22 protein-coding genes and 1 pseudogene are annotated in these 20857 nt (G+C 54.4%); 11 read left to right on the forward strand and 12 right to left on the reverse strand.

The window, feature by feature from the left end:
• Positions 1 to 94: P-II family nitrogen regulator (locus tag P3T22_RS15595; RefSeq protein ID WP_429324700.1), on the reverse strand; the 94-nt coding region annotated here is incomplete at its 3' end.
• 400 nt (positions 95 to 494) lie between these two features.
• Here P3T22_RS15595 and P3T22_RS15600 point away from each other — a divergent pair.
• The 5 genes and pseudogenes from P3T22_RS15600 (at position 495) to P3T22_RS15620 (ending at position 4112) form a co-directional block, all read left to right on the forward strand.
• Positions 495 to 752, forward strand: a complete 258-nt coding sequence (locus P3T22_RS15600; RefSeq protein ID WP_063494636.1) for an accessory factor UbiK family protein — start codon at positions 495 to 497, stop codon at positions 750 to 752.
• A gap of 121 nt (positions 753 to 873) precedes the next feature.
• A pseudogene (locus P3T22_RS15605) lies at positions 874 to 1626 on the forward strand (magnesium chelatase domain-containing protein); the annotation flags it as partial.
• Between the two features lie 255 nt (positions 1627 to 1881).
• Positions 1882 to 2907 (forward strand): hypothetical protein, encoded by a 1026-nt coding sequence (locus P3T22_RS15610; RefSeq protein WP_429325398.1) that lies wholly within the window; start codon positions 1882 to 1884, stop codon positions 2905 to 2907.
• Positions 2864 to 3229, forward strand: a complete 366-nt coding sequence (locus P3T22_RS15615) for a hypothetical protein (RefSeq protein ID WP_429325399.1) — start codon at positions 2864 to 2866, stop codon at positions 3227 to 3229. The genes P3T22_RS15610 and P3T22_RS15615 overlap by 44 nt, the downstream gene beginning before the upstream one ends.
• Positions 3219 to 4112 carry a hypothetical protein gene (locus P3T22_RS15620; protein WP_429325400.1) on the forward strand — a complete coding sequence of 298 codons (894 nt, stop codon included), beginning with the start codon at positions 3219 to 3221 and terminating at the stop codon, positions 4110 to 4112. The genes P3T22_RS15615 and P3T22_RS15620 overlap by 11 nt, the downstream gene beginning before the upstream one ends.
• Positions 4113 to 4171: 59 nt before the next feature.
• Here P3T22_RS15620 and P3T22_RS15625 read toward each other — a convergent pair whose 3' ends face one another.
• Entirely contained in the window at positions 4172 to 4519 is a 348-nt protein-coding gene (locus P3T22_RS15625) for a helix-turn-helix domain-containing protein (RefSeq protein WP_429325401.1), read from the reverse strand.
• A 274-nt stretch (positions 4520 to 4793) separates the two neighbouring features.
• Here P3T22_RS15625 and P3T22_RS15630 point away from each other — a divergent pair, with 274 nt between their 5' ends.
• A complete protein-coding gene (locus P3T22_RS15630; RefSeq protein WP_429325402.1) occupies positions 4794 to 5132 on the forward strand; it encodes a hypothetical protein in 339 nt (112 codons plus the stop codon).
• Between the two features lie 172 nt (positions 5133 to 5304).
• Here P3T22_RS15630 and P3T22_RS15635 read toward each other — a convergent pair whose 3' ends face one another.
• Entirely contained in the window at positions 5305 to 5487 is a 183-nt protein-coding gene (locus P3T22_RS15635; protein ID WP_429325403.1) for a hypothetical protein, read from the reverse strand.
• Positions 5488 to 5620: 133 nt separating this feature from the next.
• On the opposite strand from P3T22_RS15635, the gene P3T22_RS15640 reads away from it, so the two are divergent.
• From P3T22_RS15640 to P3T22_RS15655, 4 genes are all read left to right on the forward strand, one after another.
• Positions 5621 to 6556, forward strand: coding sequence for an FG-GAP repeat domain-containing protein (locus P3T22_RS15640; protein ID WP_429325404.1), 936 nt, complete (start codon positions 5621 to 5623; stop codon positions 6554 to 6556).
• A gap of 182 nt (positions 6557 to 6738) precedes the next feature.
• Positions 6739 to 6927 carry a hypothetical protein gene (locus P3T22_RS15645; RefSeq protein ID WP_429325405.1) on the forward strand — a complete coding sequence of 63 codons (189 nt, stop codon included), beginning with the start codon at positions 6739 to 6741 and terminating at the stop codon, positions 6925 to 6927.
• Positions 6928 to 7149: 222 nt separating this feature from the next.
• A complete protein-coding gene (locus P3T22_RS15650) occupies positions 7150 to 7479 on the forward strand; it encodes a hypothetical protein (RefSeq protein WP_429325406.1) in 330 nt (109 codons plus the stop codon).
• A gap of 19 nt (positions 7480 to 7498) precedes the next feature.
• Positions 7499 to 8317 (forward strand): SIR2 family NAD-dependent protein deacylase, encoded by an 819-nt coding sequence (locus P3T22_RS15655; protein ID WP_429325407.1) that lies wholly within the window; start codon positions 7499 to 7501, stop codon positions 8315 to 8317.
• A 41-nt stretch (positions 8318 to 8358) separates the two neighbouring features.
• Here the strand turns inward: P3T22_RS15655 and P3T22_RS15660 are convergent, their stop codons facing one another.
• From P3T22_RS15660 to P3T22_RS15695, 8 genes are all read right to left on the reverse strand, one after another.
• The gene (locus tag P3T22_RS15660; RefSeq protein WP_429325408.1) at positions 8359 to 8700 is read right to left on the reverse strand and encodes a hypothetical protein; all 342 of its coding nucleotides are present in this window, start codon (positions 8698 to 8700) and stop codon (positions 8359 to 8361) included.
• 75 nt (positions 8701 to 8775) lie between these two features.
• Positions 8776 to 9588 carry a hypothetical protein gene (locus tag P3T22_RS15665; RefSeq protein ID WP_429325409.1) on the reverse strand — a complete coding sequence of 271 codons (813 nt, stop codon included), beginning with the start codon at positions 9586 to 9588 and terminating at the stop codon, positions 8776 to 8778.
• 36 nt (positions 9589 to 9624) lie between these two features.
• Entirely contained in the window at positions 9625 to 10380 is a 756-nt protein-coding gene (locus P3T22_RS15670) for a DUF4145 domain-containing protein (protein ID WP_429325410.1), read from the reverse strand.
• A 137-nt stretch (positions 10381 to 10517) separates the two neighbouring features.
• Positions 10518 to 11597, reverse strand: a complete 1080-nt coding sequence (locus P3T22_RS15675) for a PIN domain-containing protein (RefSeq protein WP_429325411.1) — start codon at positions 11595 to 11597, stop codon at positions 10518 to 10520.
• Positions 11598 to 11928: 331 nt separating this feature from the next.
• A complete protein-coding gene (locus P3T22_RS15680; protein ID WP_429325412.1) occupies positions 11929 to 12522 on the reverse strand; it encodes a tyrosine-type recombinase/integrase in 594 nt (197 codons plus the stop codon).
• A gap of 594 nt (positions 12523 to 13116) precedes the next feature.
• Positions 13117 to 16026, reverse strand: a complete 2910-nt coding sequence (locus P3T22_RS15685) for a plasmid replication protein, CyRepA1 family (protein WP_429325413.1) — start codon at positions 16024 to 16026, stop codon at positions 13117 to 13119.
• Positions 16027 to 16218: 192 nt separating this feature from the next.
• Positions 16219 to 16821, reverse strand: coding sequence for a phage replication initiation protein, NGO0469 family (locus P3T22_RS15690; protein WP_429325414.1), 603 nt, complete (start codon positions 16819 to 16821; stop codon positions 16219 to 16221).
• A 593-nt stretch (positions 16822 to 17414) separates the two neighbouring features.
• Entirely contained in the window at positions 17415 to 18185 is a 771-nt protein-coding gene (locus P3T22_RS15695) for a hypothetical protein (RefSeq protein ID WP_429325415.1), read from the reverse strand.
• Between the two features lie 545 nt (positions 18186 to 18730).
• On the opposite strand from P3T22_RS15695, the gene P3T22_RS15700 reads away from it, so the two are divergent.
• A complete protein-coding gene (locus P3T22_RS15700; RefSeq protein WP_429325416.1) occupies positions 18731 to 18961 on the forward strand; it encodes a hypothetical protein in 231 nt (76 codons plus the stop codon).
• A 243-nt stretch (positions 18962 to 19204) separates the two neighbouring features.
• Here the strand turns inward: P3T22_RS15700 and P3T22_RS15705 are convergent, their stop codons facing one another.
• Positions 19205 to 20596, reverse strand: coding sequence for an SIR2 family protein (locus P3T22_RS15705; RefSeq protein WP_429325417.1), 1392 nt, complete (start codon positions 20594 to 20596; stop codon positions 19205 to 19207).
• Between the last annotated feature and the right edge of the window lie 261 nt (positions 20597 to 20857).

The following is a 20857-nucleotide window of genomic DNA, read 5'->3' on the forward strand; positions in this document are numbered from 1 at the left end:
CGGTGACCGTGATCCCTGAGACGCCGATGGCCGACAAGGCTTCGCGCGCCTCATCGAGCTTGAACGGCTTGATGATTGCGGTAATGAGTTTCATGGAATCCCCTCGCTAAGTTGCGTAACCCGTTGCGTAACCCTGTTTGCGTACCCTGTAACCCGTTCGTATGGTCTCGTTCCGCTGCCGGCAAAAAGCACCCGGCAGTGCGCGCCGGGCAGTAACAGCAACTCGCGTGCCATGTTGTGTCAGACTTCGCCCGCTGCACGTTGCAAAAGGGGCGCAAGCGGCCCTGGCCGGATGGCCAGCGTTGGCAGAGCACGGTGGCGCGGCGTATGGATCGTTGCTAGAGTGTTCGAAGGCTTTTAACGTTTGAGCGCGCACCAAACGGGCTCATGCGGCAGCGGCAGGCAACCGGTCATGCACCAAGGCAGCCCATCCGCCGTGACAAAGCACAGACGTAACGAAACATGCACATTTTTTGTGCATCAAGGGGATCACCATGAAACAACCGAACGATGTCTTTAACGATTTTCAGGCTCGCATGAGCGAGCTATTCAAGAACTCGCCGGCCAAAGATGTCGAACGCAACGTGAAAGCCATGCTGTCGCAGGGCTTTTCCAAGCTCGACCTGGTCACGCGTGAGGAATTCGATACGCAGACCCAGGTGCTGGTGCGCACCCGCGCACGCCTCGAAGAGCTGGAGCGCCGCGTCGCCGAGCTGGAGCAGAAACTGCCGGTCACGGCGCAAACATCCTAAGGCTTTGCTCGCAGCGCTTTAGCTGCGCAGTGCTGCGCATCACTGGCAAGCGAGCCGTGACGTCATCAGCGTTTTAGGGGACTCGCGCGCGCCCTCGGCGCGCCGTCCGACGGGAGAAAACATGTCGCTTGCCGTGGTGCGCAGTCGCGCGCCGGCCTCTGGCCGCGCGCCCGAAGTAACCGTCGAGGTCCACCTCGCGAACGGATTACCCTCTTTTTCGATCGTCGGCCTTCCGGATCTGGAAGTGCGCGAAAGCCGCGAGCGCGTGCGCGCGGCGCTGCAGAACTGCAGCTTCGATTTCCCCGTGCGGCGCATCACCGTCAATCTCGCGCCAGCCGATTTGCCGAAGGAGTCCGGCCGCTTCGATCTGCCGATCGCTTTGGGCATTCTGGCGGCGAGCGGGCAGATTCCGGCCGAGTCCCTCCTGCATCGTGAATTCGCCGGCGAACTGTCACTGACCGGCGCGCTGCGGCCGATGCGCGGGGCTTTCGCGATGGCCTGCGGGACGGCCCGCAGCGGCGCTTCTCATGGTGACCCTGGCAGCGCTTCCAGTGTTGCATCAGCGTTCACTACGCCGGGCGAGCAGACAACGCCCGTGGCGTGCGTTCAGCACACGCCGCAGCTTTACCTGCCTGCGGCAAGTGCGGCCGAGGCAGCGCTCGTGCCCGGTGTCGATGTCTACGGCGCCGCCGATCTGCCGTCGCTATGCGCGCATCTTGCCGGCGCGCCTGACGCCCGGCTCTACCCAGTTGCGGCCCCCGAACTCAGCGAGACCGCGCCCGCCGCCGCTCCTGACATGAGCGACGTGATCGGCCAGCGCGGCGCGCGCCGCGCACTTGAAGTCGCCGCGGCCGGCGGACACCACGTCTTAACCTGTGTCCAAATAAACCCATACTCGCCACGAGCTGGGGATGTTCGGTACGCGAAGCGGCCGAAAACGCCCTCCCCGGGCAGCGTAAAAAGACGTTCCCGAAAATTAGCGGCCATTTATCTACATTCACATCAATCGGGCAAAACGACACAACGTGCCGGTCAGACACCTCTATCTGCAAAATGAATCGGCAAAACGTTCTGCTAGAATGCTTCGCGCAGTAGCATTGCCAAACACTAGAAGAATCGAGAGGGCAGCTTGGCTGACGATTTGAACGATACCAAGAGGATCGCGGAGCTTATTCGGGAGGCAACGAGCCTACCTGTAGTAAGCGCCTTTCTGAAAAAGCGCGGGTTGACGTCGTCAGCGGGCACTTGGGACGATATGCTCAGTAAGCGTCTCATTCCGGCCGTCGAAAAAGGCGAACTTTCCAACGAAGAGCTTTCTAATCTGTTGCGATCGGTCGAGGAGTGCGGCCGCCAGCACGTCTTTCTGTATTTTTGTACGAAAGCGCGGGCTGCCGAGCTTATTGATCGAAAACGCGTTGCGCAGGCGGCGAAGAAGAAGAAATGCGAACACCTATTGGATGGACCACAAGCACTGGCGAAGCCTGCCGCCCCTGAGCTAGTAGACATCCGATGGGACTCCGCGAAAATTGATCTAAGTTTGACGATCAAAGAAGTTGAGACGCGAACCTATCAGAAGTACATCGGGACAAAGCCGTACGGCGACGAATTGCATAAGATCTATGCGAAAGTGCAGGAACGCGCAGTCAACCTTGTACGCCTCCATCACGATGGGTTGCTGGAGCTACGCATCGCGGCACATGCAAACAGCACGAAATACGAAGCGGACGTTGTACGGTTCTGGAATCATGTGGCTGAGTTCATACCGAAGCACGACTTCAAGGAAATGTCGCTTTCGACCGCGAAAGACCGACTCTGGGGGGAACGCGCCGAACTAACGGAGACGATTCGGTACACCGATTCCACAATCCGAAATGAGGCTGGCAACTTGCTTCGGGGAGCAACTGGCAACATCGGCAGCGATCTACTTGCCGACGCGGCCGTCAGTCAGAGCCTAGACTACTTGTTAGATCACGATGCCGCAGCTTATTGTGAAGGCGCTAACATTTGGTTCAAGGAAACGTCCGGCCTGTCCACCGATGTGCATGTGCTGCTTGGCGGAGAAGTAAATGAATATGCTCTCCCGGCGAGTTGTACAGAGGAGGATTATCAGTATGTCCTCGATCGACTTAGAGGCCTTAATCGACGAGTTTCCTGAGGAAGCTGCGAGCATAGGACGTTTGGCGTCCTACCTCGATGATGCGGTGCGGGAGCGCGGAACGAAAGAACTGACGATTCAGCGGCTATTCGACATCGCACAGCCTTCTTCCCAATCGGCATTGGTAGTAATACTGCAGCGGCTCGTTCAGCAAGGCGTACTGCAAAAGCTGATAAGGGTCGAATCCGACGCATTGGGCGGCATTGGCGACTATCGATCGGTGACCGAGGTGCCGCTGATGCTCTTCGATTCACGCATGGGCCGCGAAATAGAAGTCCGTTCGGACCAACTAAAACTACTGTATCGACTCGATGCCCACTAGTTTGAGCCAGCCATCGTTTAAGCGTATTGCCGAACAACTGCCCGCGATGCCGACCGAGGCACGACTACCGTTCATTCAAGCTCAACTTTCAGCAATTGAAGATCCCGAACAAAGAGAGCTTGTAGAGGCTGCCCTACTGGTCGGAATGCAACTCGGCTTCCAGCGGCCTCCGTCAAGTGTAGTTGTTCTGGTCCATGGCATTCGTACGTATGCCGAATGGCAAGAGAGGCTCGCTGACACCTTAACGGCCGGTGGCTGCGACAAGGTCTACCCAATTGGCTACGGCTTCTTCGATGTACTAAGCTTCCTATGTCCATTTTTCACGAGAAGGCGGCCCATCGAGCGCGTATTGCGAGAATTGCGAACAATTCGCTCTATCCACAACGACGCGGAGATTTCGGTCGTGGCGCACAGCTTTGGCACCTACGTACTGTCGAAAATTTTGGACGATGCTACCGATCTACGCTTCCATAGAGTTGTGCTTTGCGGCTCGATCGTTCCGCTTAGATACCGGTGGGACAAGGTAGTCGCCCGGGTAACAGGAAACATCGTAAATGACGCCGGGACACGGGATTACTGGCCGGTCGCCGCGTCCAAGGCGACTTGGGGCTACGGACCCAGCGGAACATTCGGATTCAAAACCGCCGTGATAAAGGACCGATTTCACAACTGCGGCCATAGTGATTTCTTCGCAGACGACCTGATGCAGCAATATTGGGTGCCATTTCTTCTCAATGGACAGCTAGTGCCATCGACGTGGGCGCGTTCGCGACCTCGCGCAAATGCGGTCCTGTCGTTTGTCTCGTGGTTTCCGATTAAAAGCGTGATCGCCATCGCAGTGATCGTGCGTACAACGTTTGTCTTGACCGGCCATGTCCTCTGACACGCGAACAGCGCGACGTTGATGCGTCGGCTACTCGTGTACGCTTGCTTTAGACACTTCTATCTTTCCGCGAGTCCGTCTGAGAGGATTCGCAGCATCTTCATAACCATGTCCCGCCGCTCATCCGTTAAGTTGTCGAGCAACTCTACGATCCGCTGCGCTTGATCAATTTTTCGGCTGGACACGCCCGTTACCAGCTCTTCAATTGCGCATTCGAAGATTTCGGCTAATTCTGCGAGCCGCAGTACGGTCGGAACAGCAACGCCCGTTTCCATTCGAGAAACGGCTTCCCGGGTGATTCCCAGCGCTTCCGCGACTTTTTCCTGAGATAGCCCTGCGGTCGCACGCCTTGATGCTATCGCTTGCCCGACTGCCCGTACTAACGCTGTCTTGTTTAGCTCGTCCATATGTGACCTTTTACGCACGGACGTAATGGTCTGCTGAGCGCTAAAGAAATCCTATGACGTTCCGTATTACAATGTGACGCAAAACATCACACACAAGAGAAATGCGGCAAATATCGAACTCCTGAGTTTCCGAGTGCTGCTTCGTGAGGTATGCCGTACAAGATGGCGATGGAATTCACCGTAACTCATTGAATTTTCGAGAAAAAATATGTACGAAAGCCAAAACTCTAGATAGTATTTAACTGTCGATGTGACGAACTATTTGGAGAAATCTATGAGCACGAAACCGGAAGCGAAGACCTCCTCTGCCCCTGCTACCACCGCCGAAGCACCGGCGAGCACGAACGCGAAGCCTTCCCGCAAGGCGCCCGCGACCGATACGCCGGAGAAATTCCGCGCTGCATTACAGGAACTGGACGCGGAACGCACGGCGCTCGCGAAGTCGGCAATCGAAGATTTGAAGCCCGGACGCCCGTTCGATCCGAAAGTCATCCGTCAGATCAACAAGATCGAGACGACGAAGAATCGCCTGCTCATTTCCCGGTTTGCATCCCTGCTTCGGAAGAACGATCCGGAAGTGCAAGCCATCGTCTATCAGCTTGTCCAGCTCTGATCGCGAACCGTGCCTGATGCATTGAATAACCGGGCGTACAAAGATGCGCCCGTGCTCCGAATATGCGCTGCCTTGTCAAGGACGTGGCGGCGCGTTTGGCCGTTGGGTTTGGCGACATAGCCATCGATGCGCAGTCCGTCGAACTCAACGTAATCGAAGAAGCAATACCAACTCAGACGAGAACAAAAATGACGTTGAAAGTTGCAACAGCACTAGCTATCGGGGTATGCGCAATATTGGTTTCGGCTTGCGGAGGAGGCGGCGGCGGCAATTCAAATAGTCCGCCGCTTTCGGCGTCCGCGCCCGTCTCGTCGTCAGCACCGGCCGTATCGGCACCAACACCGGCTACGCCCATTGCAGTCCAGAAGTCGTCGTATCTGAATAAAGTCACTGCGGCACAAGCCATTGGGCCGCAAACTGTTCCGCCCGAGGTCACATCGGGAAATGCCGTTGCATTTGCAGACTTCTTTCAGGACGGCACGTACTCGATGGTCACGCACACCCTCGAATACAATTCATCCGATCCTTCAACCGCGAACGACTTCGGCCACATCCACTTCTACAAACGTGTGAATGGGACGTGGGTCGATCACACGGCCGATATCCTGTCGAACAACGTCGGCTGCCTCCACCCTCGCAAAGCAATCGTTGCCGACTTCAATGGCGACGGCAAACCCGATGTACTTTTCGCCTGCCACGGTTTCGATGCGTCGCCGTTCCCAGGCGAACAGATGCATATGCTACTGAGTCAATCTGACGGCACGTACAAAAACGTCACGTTGCCTTTTACCGGTTTCTTCCACAGCGCGTCTGCTGCGGATTACAGCGGCAAGGGCTTCGCTGACATCGTCGTGGTCGATCCACTCATAGCAGCAACGCCGTACTTCCTCGTCAACAACGGCGACGGAACGTTCACGAAGAACACTACCCGGCTTCCGTCCGTCATCAAATACGGCACGAATGGATCGCAACCTGACCTCACGTGCACATCGAACTGCGGCGCTCAGATCTATACGACTGAACTGATCGACTTCAACAGCACCGGCAAATACGATCTGTTCCTCGGTGGTACTGCACCGGATGGCAATCAGGGCAACTGGGTTCCGACGATCTTGAAAAATAACGGCAACGATACGTATAGCCAAACGAACGTCACCGAGTTGCCCTACAACCCGACATACGAACTGACTCTTGATGTCCTATCTGTGAACGGCGCGATCTACACGACGAACGTCCACCTCAACACGTCCGGTCCGCTGTATGGCTTCAGCGACATCGAGAAGGATGTCGGTTCCAGTTCGTCGCAGATTTATGTCGGCAACGCGAACTTCCCGAATGGTTCGTCGTGGATCAACTGGATCATTCCGTACCAAGGAAAAATTAACGCCATCAATTCGACGTACGACGTTTCTGTCGCCCAGTAACGCCGCAACCCCATCAGTAGTTGTAGAGAATGTCGCGCTATCCGTAGGGTAGCGCGACATCAATGTTGAGCTACCCATGGAAGGCCCCACAGTACAAACATGAGAATTCCTTTTCACATCCTGTTCTTTTTTGCGCTGCTCTACCTCGTCGTTGGCATCAACAAACCAGCATGGGTCATCACATGAAACGTCACATTACGTCTGCCGCTATCGGTGGAATTCTCGGCTTTGGGTTTGGTTTCTTACTGGAAGTGTTCTTCTGGCGGTCGATCAGCGATGACATCTTTTCGTGGTCAATGCCAAAATTCCTCGGCTTGTTGGGCGCATTCTGCGGTGCGTTGGAGCCGTTGCGAGAACAGAAGAGACAGTGACACCGAATGACCGCGCAATCCACATTTGAGACCGTGATCGGCGGGACGCAGGATATCCGGTCATGAAGCCGATGCTGCTGCAATGTACGGCGCGGTGGCTTCGACCAGAGACAGCCGCCAGCGCGAAAAGCCGTCATAGATCCGACCAACGAACCAGGGCACCCCGCCCTGGTTTTTTTTCGCCCGTCGAAACCGCATTACCGCTCGCAAGGAGTAGTCCAAATGTCCGACACCAACGACCGCGCCACGCCCGCAACCAATGATCCGTTCGCGGGTTTCGCATTTCCGTTGATCGAACTCGGGAGGGTCGTCGTCACCCGCGCTGTACTTGAACACCTCGAACACGAAGGCATTGCTATTGACCCTTACCTGAACCGTCATGTGCACGGTGATTGGGGCGACGTTACGCCGAAGGATGCCGAAACGAACCTGCTCGCAGCAATCCACGGCGCACGAATCTTTTCGGCGTATGAGGTAGTGGGCAAGCGCGTATGGATCATCACGGAAGCCGATCAAACCTCGACCGCTGTATTATTTCCGAGTGAATACTGACGCGATGATGGCAACGCGAATGGAACTGACCGAACGGTTGAAGATCGCCGCAGAATGGTTACGTGACGCTGACGGAATCCTGATTACAGCCGGCGCAGGCATGGGCGTCGATTCGGGACTGCCGGACTTCCGTGGCACACATGGCTTCTGGAACGCGTATCCAGCATTGAAGGCCGAAGACATCGGTTTTCAGGACATCGCTAACGGCGAAGCATTCCGAAATCATCCGATACGGACGTGGGGATTCTACGGCCATCGGCTCAAGCTCTATCGCCGAACCGTTCCGCATGCAGGCTACGACATCCTTCTGCGCTGGTCATCGACGAAAGAACGCGGCGCGTTCGTGTTCACCAGCAACGTGGACGGACATTTCCAGAAGGCAGGCTTTCCGGAGAATCGCGTTCTCGAATGTCACGGCTCGATCCACTTTCTTCAATGCACGCGAGCCTGTTCGCACGATGTCTGGTCGGCAGGTGAATTCCAACCCGAGGTGGACGAAGAGCAATGCTTCCTCACGTCACCACTTCCGCGTTGCCCGAAGTGCGACGGCGTAGCTCGACCGAATATTCTGATGTTCAATGACTGGAACTGGATCGAAACTCGCGTGAAGCGGCAGCGATTGCGGTTCGAAGCGTGGGTGTTGAGCGTCGAACGGTTGGTGGTTGTCGAACTCGGTGCAGGCCGTGCTATTCCGACCATTCGGAACATGAGCGAGAGAAATGGGTCTCGCGTCATTCGGATCAATCCACTCGATTACGCGATTGATCCGAGTAGCGGAATCGGCATCAGTGGCGGTGCGCTCGACATGCTGTGGCAGTTGGACGAAAGCATCGGCTGATCAACGCGAAGGACAGGCGACTCCTAAGAACTTCGCATGGCCTACCAAGGCCGTTCTCCACCATGCTTCTGCCATTGCTTAACCTTATGTGCCATTTTTTTTAGTTTCATCGCATCATCCATTCGTCCCTGGGCCAGCAATTTGTTTACGGTTGACTGAACCATTTCATCTTGGCTATTCGGTGCCGGTTCCTGACGAATTTTCTCAAGTGCGTCAGCCTCCTTTTCTTTCCCCTGCGCCCGAAGTGCCTGAATAAGACGCTGGGCGTCGAAGGTCTTCCATTTCCAATGCGCAAACTTGATTACTAATTTAGATAACATTCTGCAATCCCCTGTTTGGTTAATGAGAGGTCCACCGTATTGCAGACAGCATAGTTGTTGCATTGTCGCGTCCACGAAGCAACACGGTGCGTTCGTGTTCACCAGCAATCTCGACGGACATCTCTAGGAAGCGATCTGCTAAATTCGACGCTTGACGACACCAAAGTACTCTTTAGGAATGCATAGACCGACATAGCGGCTGCCCGTTATCGGTCGGGTATTACTGGGGTCAAGGAGGCGCACCGGAACATCGATTCGTTGCACCCCAGCAGCCGTAACCAGTTGCATGGACACTGATGAAATTATCGGATATTCCACCGATGCGGCCTGAATGAGGGCAATGACAATCGCCCCGTTGAAGTCCGAAAGTGAACTGAACTGGCTTTGGGTATTTGGACCGCGATCGAGGCGCATTTGCACTCGAGCATTGCCAAGAGGGCCACGAACCGTCTCCTTTCCCAGGTACATTAGGTGTTCGATGCCAGCCTCTTTCTCCGTGTTGAGATAGATGGAACCATCAGGGCGTGCGAACGCACGGAATAGTTTTTCGGCATCCTGGGCGGACATGTACCCGAGGCCCTGTTGTGGATCAACAATGCACGAGCGCCGGATTGCATCTAGGTCAATTGCGCTATTCGGTGGCAATCGAAGTTGAGTCGGCGCGAGAAGCTTCACTTGAACTGAAACCGCCCCAGCAGGCACCATTTCAGCTTCGTTCAGAAGTTCGACCGAAACGTCTGTATCTCGCCAGTTGACGCGAGTCCCGATCTGTTCAAGGCTAGTGATATAGAAGTCTCGATCCTTGTTTTGCTCATATACGTTCCAGATGGACAAGGCAAAGAGCAGAAGGGAGAGTCCTTTTGCAACCTGCCACCCAAGCCGAGACTGTTTAAGATACTGGAACAGGGTGAGCGTAATGGAAACTGCAAAGATCGTGATGGAAAGCATCATAAGCGAATGAGCTGCTAAGTTAGCCCCAAGTCGGGTTTAATACTTGCCTTTCGAAGCGATCAGTTTCTGGCGGAGGCTGTCTATCCGGGCTCTACGATGTCCACACAGTTCAGCGAGCGCATGTTCGTAAATTTCGAGCGCATCGAGTAGCGCCTCACGGCTAACCTCATCGCCGTGAGAACCGAGGTTTCCGATCATTCTCAGCGCAGTAAGGGTAGGTGCGTGCTCAGGCTCGATTTTCGCGAACAAATTGATTCGTGCGTTGAGATCCAGCTGGACAGACTTTGCCTTTACGTTTATAGCAGAGCGAGAGACCTTAAAGTAATCTAGCAAAAGTTCGACACTGACGCGTAAGCGGTTCGCGCATGAACTGAAATCAGTCCAGTAAAGTTCAAAACTTTTTTCGATTTGGGCCTCAACCTCTCTCGGCATCTCCTTAGGCAAGGCCATCATTGGAGGCGCAGGAAAAAAAGCTCTAGGCCGAAGCAAAGATACGAGCGCCCAAGAATTCAGTTCCTCGTCATAGTATTCAGATATCGTCGTGTCGCCAACGACACAAACCACCTCTGCACAGCCCGAGTTATCGCACAACAGCTTCAGGTTGAATCGCTCAACATCCCAGTCCGGCTCCCAGTCAGGGTGTTGTGCCTGTGTTTTCGAATATTCTGGCTCAACGACTGACAGTGAATCAGCAGCCTGCGCCAAACGGCCCGACCCACACCGCGGGCACGAGAAGCGAGGCAATTCGTTTCGGGAATACTCACCAGACCACAATTCACGCTCAAAGCTCACTTTAGTTTCTCCGAAATATGTCGCGTTTGCCCATCGACACAGGCTCCATTCCTTGGTCGGCCTGTGCACACCTTCATGCATTGGATATCGGCATTGGCCGCGCCCGACTTTAGAGCTATCAGTCGGTTTTAGTGAACCTATGTACGCAGATCCGTCAAGCCTAGGGCAATTTCGCGCACATCTTCGTTTCGCGCGTCGTAGAGTAAGCTGGCTTCGAAATAACAGCGCACCCACATGCTCATATCTACGAAATCCCCGTCGGGCGTGACGGTTTGGAACGTAGCGTCAATTTCGTGCTTCTGCGCGCGGTAAACGTCTGCAGCGACCTTTAACGATACGCTGACTATTCGGAGGTTGAAGCGAACGCCCACATAGGAAAGCGTCGGGGATATATGCTGGCACTGGACAACAGTGAAATCCTCAATGCCCTCAATGACTTCCCAATCAGAATTCTGGGTCACTAGCCCTGATAGACACAGCATCGTAAGGAACTTCCTAGTTCCGTCGCCCTCAAGGTAATCGCCAATATCCAAAGATACGGCAGTCTCGATCGTGTCTGCATGTTGCTCAATGAACGCAACCAGATCAATGTCGTGACCGGCCGGTTGCATCTGAACATCGTTGAAGTCAGAAAGCTTGTTGTACAAAAAAAGCTCGTTGTCGAGCTTCTCTGTATCCCAATCCGCTTGCAAGTGATGGTGAAGCCTCAGGCGGTCGCCGCCCTTCTCGAAAAAATCGTTCTTATTCTCGTTGATGAACACAACGTAGCGATCCGAGTTCGATCCCTTGATGAAAGCCAGCAGCGTCAGCCACATCAGCGCGTCGCGATATCCCTTCTCGTTTGACTGAAATGGCATCTCCTTCCGAATCGCTTTATCGACAAGACGCTGATGACCAACATGATCATACGAAGCAACCGCGACGTCTTGGAAGCGAGAACGCAAGATTTGGACAAAATCGTAGCTGTCGGGCGCGGTGATTTCCGGCCAATCGAAAGGCGCGAATGTCAATCTTGCACAGGCATCCTTGAGCTTCTTTTCGTCCGCCCGGAAATTGCTGGCGTGCTCCTCGAACTTAGCACTAACTTCATCAACGACGACCTGAGAAACCACCAAGGTTGCCGCCACACTATTTGCATGATGGACAAGACGCTCGAACTCTGCGCTGCGCAAATACCAGTTGTTGAAGAAAATATTTGAGTCTAGGATGATGTACATATATTTTAGTAACTTCCACGCGCGAACGGACAGACGTTTAGCGTCGTCACGAAGCAGGAAGTCTAACGTCTTTGACAGACATCGTCACGTTTCGGCATCTATGGATGCAAGCATTTCTTCGACAGAAGTGTATTCAGTCCACGGACCATTCTTCGCTCGCAAGATAGATAGCACCACCCCATCATCAAGGCCGGTATCGTTCGTTTTCGAGATTCTGGCGAGCAATACGCGGTTATGTTGAACTCTTGCGTCGCTGGCCCTCTTGATACGCTTCCGCACCTTCACGATATGTCGCCTTGTTCATACCCCCACATAGCTCGCGTTGGCATCCTCAAAACAGGTCAGCGCTGATCTGCTTCAATCGTACCGGATTGTCTTCGACATAACGAGCCGTCATGCCGATTGAAGCATGACCCATCAGTGTCGACACGGCCTTGATGTCTACGCCCTTCTCGATGAGGGTCGTCGCAAACGTGCGCCGCCCCGAATGGCTCGATGCGCCCTGCAATCGGGCCTTCGAATACATTCGATGGAATAGCTGTTGCAACGTGTTCGGCGAAAACTGTCCGGCCTTCTGCGAACGAAACAACGGCGCATCGTAGTTGAACAGGATGCCGTCCGAGTTACGTCGTTCGTCCAGATAGTTGCAAATCGCATCGGCAACTTTCGGATTCGTCAGGTACGCATGGCGTTGCTTGTTGCCTTTCGTCATCGAACCATCGAGATTGATTTCATCGAGCAGTTTGCCATCTGCGTCGAGGATATGACGGATTCGAAGCGATGCCATCTCTTTCGCGCGCAGGCCGAGGCCGAACGAGCAATATAGCAGGGCGACGTTTCGCTTCGGGTGCGCCTCTTTCTTTACTGCATTTACGACGCGACGGAACTCCGATTCCGTCAGCACCTTAGCTTGACCTTCGCGCATGGATTTCCTCTTTAATGTTTATTAATTTCGTTATCCAAATAATTTATAAACATTGTATCCAGCCCTTTGGGCTTCGTACACTGGCAGGATGGCTTCAGGCATCGGAATGTTTACTAGATGTATTTAGTAAACATTCCTGCCGGGATGCCAGTCATACATGGACTGGTCGTAGGCCAGCCGCCCTGATCGCCGCTAGGACCACTTCTTCGGGTCGGGCCAAGTATTCATATCATGTGAACCAAGCCCAGCCCTGACGGACTCCCTCTTCGAACATGCTGGAAGCTAAATAGTGCAAACCGAATGGATTTCTCGCACAACAAATCGCTCGGCAGTTACGCAGCCCGACATGGAGCAAGCCGTTGAGGACAATACACATGCCTGTAGCTATATACATCGATGCGATGTGTTGTCCTAGCTGGTTCACGCCGTCACGACTCATTCCTCGATCCCACACTTTTTTCATCGACTGGAGTTGAACTGGCGCTGCCCTGCTAGTTCAACTCCACCAATACCTGAACGCATCGCGTTCAGGCTGGGGACAACACACACTCGCTATCGTTATACACATAGAAGTGATGTGTTGTCCCCACCAGCTCATGCCACCAGTTGACCCCAGTCCTCGGCTTCCGTTTCGTCGTTCCGCATCCGCCGCTCGACGTAGTACATGGCCGTATCGAACTCCTCTCCGTCGATCTGGTAAACGTTGATCTTCTTCTTGTCGGGAGTCGTCTTTCGATCAACCTTCACCGTTGATAAGCCCATCAGCCCGAGAATCAAACCTAGCTGCGTGACCGGTTTTCGGTGCAAGTCCGCGCGAAGATCCATTTCGAACAGATCTTGCAGCCTCGCAGCATTTTTCCTGCACGCTGCGATGAACGGCCCAAGTTCGCCTGTCGTGATCGGTACATCGTGCTTGATCGGATAATGCTCGTCGGCAAGCCCGGCAGCAGTCAGAATTTCTCGAAGCACTTTTTGTCTCAGCGATCGTTTTTGCCGATCGGTCACTATGGTCGGGAACCGCGCGTCTACCAGATCACGCCGCATCAGCTCATCGTCCGGCGATAGATATGTTTCCAACAACATCAGCTTCTTCTGGTAGATACCCCGGTCGTCGAGAAGTACCAAATCTTCACTAATGTCTTCACGATAGAACTTCTCCAGTTCGAAACGGTCCACTGCAGCGTCTTCATCCTGCGTCCGTGGCACGCGACTATCGGCAAGAACGTCGTAGTCTTCCGGCGAAAGTTTTTCCGCCTGCGATATTTCGGTTGCGGCGGCTTGCGCTACAGCAACTTTCGCCTCGCGCTGCACCTCCTTACCGGCGTCGGCCTCCTTCTCGTTTTTTTCGACGTAAATCACGTTCCAGCCGTTTCGCCTGCGCAGTTCGGCAAGGTTGGCTCGTAAATTATTCTTCGACGCACGCGCTACGCTCATCACCTGCGCATAGACGTTCAGATACGTGTCGTCGATCTCGTTCGACGCGTCTCGCCTGATCCTGATGATTGCGTCGTTTAGTGCGCCGCTCAACTCGGCCTCCCGCAAAATGACTTCCGGCTCGGTTTCGAAGCTGTAGCGTTCTGGCGACACCCACACCTTGATCGCTTTCGGGTGACGTACACGCGAAATCTGTTGATCGATGTCGAAGTGCGTATTGATGCGTCCGACGAAGAAGCCGAATACCGTGTCGATGTGCTGCGCATCACCATCAAAGGTGATGTCAATGCCAGTTCCGATGGTCGGCGATGCTATCAGCACGTCGTAATCAAGTATCGCCGATTTGATGTCTGACATGAACGCCTGCACCGCTTCCAGCTTGGTTGTCTTGGCTGTAACCAGCATGATCTTTGGTTTATCCCCGACCTGTTGCCTGATCGCTTCGTGCAGTTCGTTCGCCTTTCTCAACGAATTCGTCGCGATATAGTGACGTCCACCCTCGCCGATCGTTTTCAACATATCGCGCAGCAGATGCGCATCGTCGCCATAGTGGTGAAAGTCGCGAAACTGTTCGCGGTTCTCGTTCAGGTAGAAACGGTAGTCAGGATGCCGCTCACTCGGTTCGATCGCCTGGATCACGCCTTCGATGGTGATTGGCCCCAGGTCTGCATCGCAAACGATGACCGATTCCGCCGCAGCCAGATAGTGAAACAATCGCATGTAACAGAGCCGACGACTTTCTCCAAGCGTACCGCCCGTCAAGTGCGAAAACACCTGCTCGGACTCATCGATTATGACCACGTCGTACTTGTTGTAGCGCGGCTCAAGAAGTTTCCCCATGCTGTTGACGCAGATCGCGTAGTTTGTCGTGGGTCGCCTGTTCCTGGATTGTCCATCGTCGTTGAAAAAGTAGCACACCAGTCCAAGCCGTTCCGCCAACGATTCAATGAGAATCCGTCGATGGCCGACCAGGAGTACCGATTTTCCGGCCAGTCGAAACGCTTCGACCTTTTTTTTCAGCAATTCTGTCTTGCCTGATCCCTTCGGACTGCGGATAAACGTGATGCCATCGCGGATCGAAACTTCATCCGGAGGCAAGTGTGACTTCGCGAGCAAATATGCCGAACGCTCAGGATCATCGGATGCACGCAGGCTAACCGGGTCTTCTTCCTCGTACCAGTTGTTCGGGTTCTCGTCGTGCTCCAGTTCACGGATAACTTCCTCGACACGATAGAAATCGTAAGGCTGCGAGGCGCGTTCACCACTCGTTCTCATCCAGAAGGTTGCCGCACATGTATGGCAATACACACCTCTTCCGCCAGTTCTGCCCTGAACAACAAATGCGCTCGGATTGTCATCTTCGTGCACTGGACAATGCAACGACGACCTGAATGGCGCGCGATAGAACGGCACGGTGACTCCAGAATCCAGTGTAACGTCGGTTTCCGGTGCGATGTAACGGCCAGACCGTCGCGCTGCCACCGTATATTTTTTCTTGCTATCTGGATCAACTCTGTCGGGAACGGATGCAGGATCACGACCCAACGCAATGATTTCGTCCAGCTTGTCGTTCGGCAACACATTACCGAGCAGCATCGGATTGCAGCCCTTCGAACCATAGAAGGCGCGACACGCGTCCTTGCACGATTTGTCACCGGCAAACTGCCGGATTATTCCCGTATATGCCGCCTGCATCTCTTCAGGATCAGCAATAGTTCGCTCCAGTTGAAAGACTATGCGGAGGCGATGGTGATCTTCAGTATGAGAGGCCGTGGTGTAGACAAAGCCCCCATGTTGCTGAACGAAGGGTTTCATTAGCGCCTGCTCTAACCGCAAACCGTCGTCGATATCCACTGCCAGTATGTCGGAGCAAATGAAGTTTGCGTTTCGCCGAGTGTCGTGGTGTTGAGAGCAGAACGGATAGCCAGCGTCAACACTCTCTGCCAGTTCAGCTAGCGAGACTTCCACGTTTTCGAACTCGCGCGCGAGCGCGCCAAACAGTTCTTTGTTGTCTTTTTCGATCTTGTTGATGATGCGCCGGTTCACGGCGACTTTTAATTTTCGCGACATGGTGACTCCAATTTTTCTTGTTGTACGGAATCACTGATATAGATTCCGCTTCGCTGTTATGGTCGGGTTACCGAGCCGACCGAGGCATCAGACAGGGGATGAAACGCACAGAAGGGAGGTAACTCTTGCGCGAAGCGGGTGCGCTACGCCCCGCTGTCTTCAGCACTCGGTTTTATTTATTCGATTTTTCGGCTAGATCTGAGCGAATTGCACCATTTGGTGACGTGCGTCTCGTATCGAACCGCCTTTCGCGGCGAACTTCTGCCACTCGGGGCTTGCTTCGATCATCCGCTGCACGCCTGGACTCAGCGTTTCGAAAACGTCGAGATCAGGATCAGCGAGCGAAAACGTGACAATATCGTTCACCGCATCGGGCTTAGACGCATCGTCGGGCAGTGGGGCGAGTCGTTCAATACCGGCCCGAACATTCCCGTTTGCTTCCGCGTGAGTCACCGTGACCCGGCAATAGCGGTCGAGCATCCAGTCGGCGTTGAAGGAAGCGACTTCTGCCGAACTTAGCGGTGCGCCGTTCCACCACTCGACGTCTTGCCGAAGCGTAGCCTTCGGGTGCATCGAAACAGTGTAGATCTTCGACGCCACGAACGGCGCACCATCTGCGCGGCGATGCGCCCCGAGCAGCTCCCAGTACACCATGAGCTTACGCGCACGCGTGATGCGCCCGTTGAACTTACCAGACTGTGTACCGAGATCGATCAGTTTGACGCACCGAGCGACGTGTTCGCCAGCGGGAGCGATTTCATATCCAGTGCTGGACATTGCGGAGATGTTAAACATAATTTGTAGTCCTATTCATAAAAAGAGTTGTCAAACGCTGGCCTTCGGCAATCCGGTCGATGCGACCCGGCCTAACGTCGAATTGAAATACGCGCGCGCCGTCAATCAAGTCAAAGACGCGGCAAAGCTTTACTGTGAATTTGCGCGATGAACCGACTCCCGGTCCATACACGCGATAAAACAGATTCCGCCAGTTTACGGTCGGTGGTGCTTCCCCTCATTGTCGGGCTCATACACCCGATGATCAGTCAGAGAAACACACTGGGCGCCAGGCCCACATTTGACGCGAGACGGTCACCCCGCCCCGGGACGCAACATCGCCTATGCTGCGACAGGCGACGAAATACTCTTTGTCGGCTTCAATCCACCGACAGACAAAATGATACGCACGGCATTTTCAGAATGGAAGGGCATGCTAGAAATTTCACGTTTTACAGCGGCCTTACGTCGCGGAGAGGTTTTGGGTGCCCCTGTGCTGCGACATGTCGCCACTACTGCGCCGTCCCTCTCCGAAGAGGACAACACACACCATCGACACTTATACATATAGAGATGACGTGTTGTCCCCGACCCGAACGGATACGGCGTGTCGATTACGCCGGTTCGACTTGTTCCAGATCACGTCGTAGGCTCGTTATCGTGCCGATCAATTCGCTCTCGCTGTAGTCGTGTGAGCAATACTTGTAAAAGGCTCGTGCCGTGCCGCCGCCGTGGACTTTCCGAAACAGTTCAGCAGCTTCGTCCCGCAACTCTTCCCAGCGCTGCTCTGCGGAGCATCGCTCAATGCGATCGCCGATGTGGTACATGTTCGACGACAACACGGCCTCAACGATGCGCTTGAAGTACTCGCGGTTCAGAACGATCTGCTCTTCGGTCATTGGCCGGTGGATGTCGGTGTAAGCACGCTCAACACCGAGCGCCATATGGAGCAGGATCTCCAGACTGTATTGCTCCAGCGGCCTCTTACACTCCGGACTCCGGTGCTCATGGTCTGCACCGCAGAGATCGCAAAATTCGGTCTCACCCAACCCCAGCCAATCGGGGAGAGTTCGGGGTTCTTTCTGATGTTCTTCACGCGCTCCACACTTGGGGCAGGGACGCTCACGCTCTTCTTCGGTCTGCTCCACTCGCATTTTCGCGGACCGCGCTAGCAAATAGCGAATCTTTTCCGAGGCCGCTCCCTGAGCGGGATATCGATCGCCGTGGTCGGTGTGCACCTCTTCGATGACTGGCGCGCCGCCATCAGGATTGATCACGTGGGCGGACAAAGCGGTTACGTTTTCAGAAGACTGCGAAAGGCAGAGCGGCAAGTCAGCCACTTGGGTAGCTACGGGGGTTTGACGCGACGAGAAAATTGCAGACATAACAACTCCAATAAAAAATCTGAACCCACCTTGGGTCCAGAAAAATGCACATATCAGTGCGATTGGAGTGCTACGCTGCCTTCGATGGCTACGCTCCCTGCTGGCGCAGGAGCGGCGAACTCTTTGCCAGAGACAGTGCTCCAGCCATTACGGGCGGCACGCAATTTATGCCCAGCCCACCCGAGAAATTTAGCACGGCCTTATAGCCGCATGCACGTGAATTTTTGATCCGCGCGGAACAATCCGTGCGTCATCTAAGGCTGCCCGCCTTTTGCGCCACCACAAACGTGAATTTTTGTCGGCAGCCGGCGCTAAATTCATTCAGTCGGCGGCAATGTAGCACCAGATATCGGCGCTCGTCACGTGAATTTTTACTGCCCGCGACAGCCCGAGAACAACACGCGCCACGCACTGTATACTTGTAGTGTGAGCGTGTTGTCCTCAGCATGCATGTCGCCGGCGACGCAGTGAAAAACAACAGCGATAAATACCGACGAAGCCCGGAGCCCGCACAACAACCAAACCGGGTGCGAAGTGGAGAAGACATGGACAGATTCGAACGACTACAAGCGGCTATCGCCGAACACAAGAGACGCTGGACGGAAAAGTATGGCTGGGTGCCGCGCGAGGAGTGTCGCCATCCGACGATGGAAGAAGAAATGCGCCGTGAGGTTGAAGCAGAATGGACGCGAGAAGCTAACGCCTACATTCGCATGCACATCGCAAACGCAGAGCGAAAGGTCGCCGCGAATAAAACGACAACGGATGGTGACTGACCTGATTCGGATAAAGAAGCTAGACCGAGTAACAATGTGATGCGCGGTCTCTGTTCGACGTTCGTCAACCGCTCCAACGTGTGTATTCCGTCTGCTACGCGCTATGCAGCTGGCAACGTCATCGAAAAGAGAGCAGCGGTTGCGATGCCGGACTTCCGGCGGTGATTAGGTTGCCTGACCGACACCATCTTGCTGCAATATCCCAGCGGGACAGACTCCGCCGCCCAAACCCGCACATTCGCGTTATAGGCCGGCCGGTTTTGCTGGCAATACGTATGCAGGAATCTCGTAAGCGTCGCCGTCGCGGACCTTTTTCAACAGCGCAACGGCAGCGTCAGAGTATTTTCTCGTGCGGCTCGTTGCTGCCTGTCCGATTTTGATATGAACGTGATAGATATTGTCCGAGCCTTTCATATCGAATCCAGTGTCCGCCTTGACCCGGGCAATAAGTCTGTTCGTGGCCGTCCAATGCTTATAACCAAGCTGAGTCGCAAGCATTTCGGATGTGTACGGATGTGCCGCGTTGGCCGCAGCTGGGTCATTGAGGCTCGTAACACCGAACAGCTTCGCAAACGCCTCCTCGTTGGAGATTGCGTGCTCCAGCGCTTCGTAGTTGACTTGGACGTTCTTCGTCGGGATATCGGTGCGGATGAGGTTAAGCATACGATGGGCAAGCGCACGTAGCGCTTTCAAATTCACTTTCTCCATCGTGCCTCCGATGCCGAAGGCCTCATACACCCACTTGTACGAACTAGCTGAAATACTCTTGATGCGGACTGTAATACCTTCGCCCACCTCTAGAACGTGCTCACGTGCAGGGTAGCTGGCTTCGTTCTGGTCTTCGTCCCATTGCAGAATATAGATGTTAGGGATGAGCGCCGTGGTCGGCGTGAACATGCGGCTCATGTCGTAGAGCACGTTTTTTATGTTCGGATCACTGGCGCTGTAGCCGATGAACAGTAGCGGATGCTCGGCGAAATACGTCAGCAGCTTAGCGCTCAGATATTTCTTGTCCCGGTTAAAAACGTCGTAGTCCTCCTTGGTCAGGACCATGGAGTGGGGGTCCGAGATCGACCCGTGGATTTTGAATATCTCCCCAACCACCAGTGAGGACTGGCGGAACACATTCTGGCCTACAACCACCTCGTACTCGGGGAAAAGCGGCTCCAGCAAGTTGTCGTAGTTCGTGGTGATTACCGCATGGGGACCAAGGCGCTTAAGCTCTACAAGTTCGTCTTGCAATGCCTTATCTGCGGCGGTCGTATTGAGCGCGCCGAGGCGTTGTGCAGCGATATGCTTTAGATAGGCATCCTTCGGAACATTCGCTTCAAACAGTTTGTCCGGGAAGTGTATCTTCCCCTCTTTCGACCACGCCCATTCAAAATAGTGTTGAGCGAATACCGACCCGATCATGGTGAGATCGCCGTCGTATTTCTGCTTGAAGTATGCGAGCCCGTGCTCGATGAGCGGGCACGTATCGGCAAGCTCGGTGAGTAGCGCCTCCCAAGAGGGGCCCTGAGCGTACCGCTTCGAAAAGCCGGAACCGACGAATATTATCGGTTGACATTGTTGGCGCTTCAAAACGTCCGCCACGTCGGCTCTTACTTCATCCTGGTACTGCGCGTAATTCGGCATGTGCGCCCCCGGCCTATCGAACTCTCCGTATTAGAGCATAGGGACAGACCAGCCGGTTAGTTAGCAATCAGCCAACATGGATTGTTGTTGACGAATCGGTATGGTTCGACTGGAGCGAACGTTCCGCAGCCAACGTTCAAAGACGAAACTGCGTGAACGTCGCTATTCATCAGTTATGGATTTCATAGCTGCATTCGCTGCGTCGGAAAAGCCAGCCCGTCCGCTTCGTTTCGAGGGGCACCACTTTGCCATCAAGCACAC

It is taken from the genome of Paraburkholderia sp. GAS348 (assembly GCF_050434205.1).
Taxonomy (GTDB): domain Bacteria; phylum Pseudomonadota; class Gammaproteobacteria; order Burkholderiales; family Burkholderiaceae; genus Paraburkholderia.

Bases quoted from the DNA above. Each gene is read 5' to 3' on its own strand.
- P3T22_RS15600 (WP_063494636.1), top strand. From the start codon at position 495: ATGAAACAACCGAACGATGTCTTTAACGATTTTCAGGCTCGCATGAGC.
- P3T22_RS15615 (WP_429325399.1), top strand. From the start codon at position 2,864: ATGTCCTCGATCGACTTAGAGGCCTTAATCGACGAGTTTCCTGAGGAA.
- P3T22_RS15620 (WP_429325400.1), top strand. From the start codon at position 3,219: ATGCCCACTAGTTTGAGCCAGCCATCGTTTAAGCGTATTGCCGAACAA.
- P3T22_RS15625 (WP_429325401.1), bottom strand. From the start codon at position 4,519: ATGGACGAGCTAAACAAGACAGCGTTAGTACGGGCAGTCGGGCAAGCG.
- P3T22_RS15630 (WP_429325402.1), top strand. From the start codon at position 4,794: ATGAGCACGAAACCGGAAGCGAAGACCTCCTCTGCCCCTGCTACCACC.
- P3T22_RS15635 (WP_429325403.1), bottom strand. From the start codon at position 5,487: ATGGGCGTAGCCGGTGTTGGTGCCGATACGGCCGGTGCTGACGACGAG.
- P3T22_RS15640 (WP_429325404.1), top strand. From the start codon at position 5,621: ATGGTCACGCACACCCTCGAATACAATTCATCCGATCCTTCAACCGCG.
- P3T22_RS15645 (WP_429325405.1), top strand. From the start codon at position 6,739: ATGAAACGTCACATTACGTCTGCCGCTATCGGTGGAATTCTCGGCTTT.
- P3T22_RS15650 (WP_429325406.1), top strand. From the start codon at position 7,150: ATGTCCGACACCAACGACCGCGCCACGCCCGCAACCAATGATCCGTTC.
- P3T22_RS15655 (WP_429325407.1), top strand. From the start codon at position 7,499: ATGGAACTGACCGAACGGTTGAAGATCGCCGCAGAATGGTTACGTGAC.
- P3T22_RS15660 (WP_429325408.1), bottom strand. From the start codon at position 8,700: ATGCAACAACTATGCTGTCTGCAATACGGTGGACCTCTCATTAACCAA.
- P3T22_RS15665 (WP_429325409.1), bottom strand. From the start codon at position 9,588: ATGATGCTTTCCATCACGATCTTTGCAGTTTCCATTACGCTCACCCTG.
- P3T22_RS15675 (WP_429325411.1), bottom strand. From the start codon at position 11,597: ATGTACATCATCCTAGACTCAAATATTTTCTTCAACAACTGGTATTTG.
- P3T22_RS15680 (WP_429325412.1), bottom strand. From the start codon at position 12,522: ATGCGCGAAGGTCAAGCTAAGGTGCTGACGGAATCGGAGTTCCGTCGC.
- P3T22_RS15685 (WP_429325413.1), bottom strand. From the start codon at position 16,026: ATGTCGCGAAAATTAAAAGTCGCCGTGAACCGGCGCATCATCAACAAG.
- P3T22_RS15690 (WP_429325414.1), bottom strand. From the start codon at position 16,821: ATGTTTAACATCTCCGCAATGTCCAGCACTGGATATGAAATCGCTCCC.
- P3T22_RS15695 (WP_429325415.1), bottom strand. From the start codon at position 18,185: ATGTCTGCAATTTTCTCGTCGCGTCAAACCCCCGTAGCTACCCAAGTG.
- P3T22_RS15700 (WP_429325416.1), top strand. From the start codon at position 18,731: ATGGACAGATTCGAACGACTACAAGCGGCTATCGCCGAACACAAGAGA.
- P3T22_RS15705 (WP_429325417.1), bottom strand. From the start codon at position 20,596: ATGCCGAATTACGCGCAGTACCAGGATGAAGTAAGAGCCGACGTGGCG.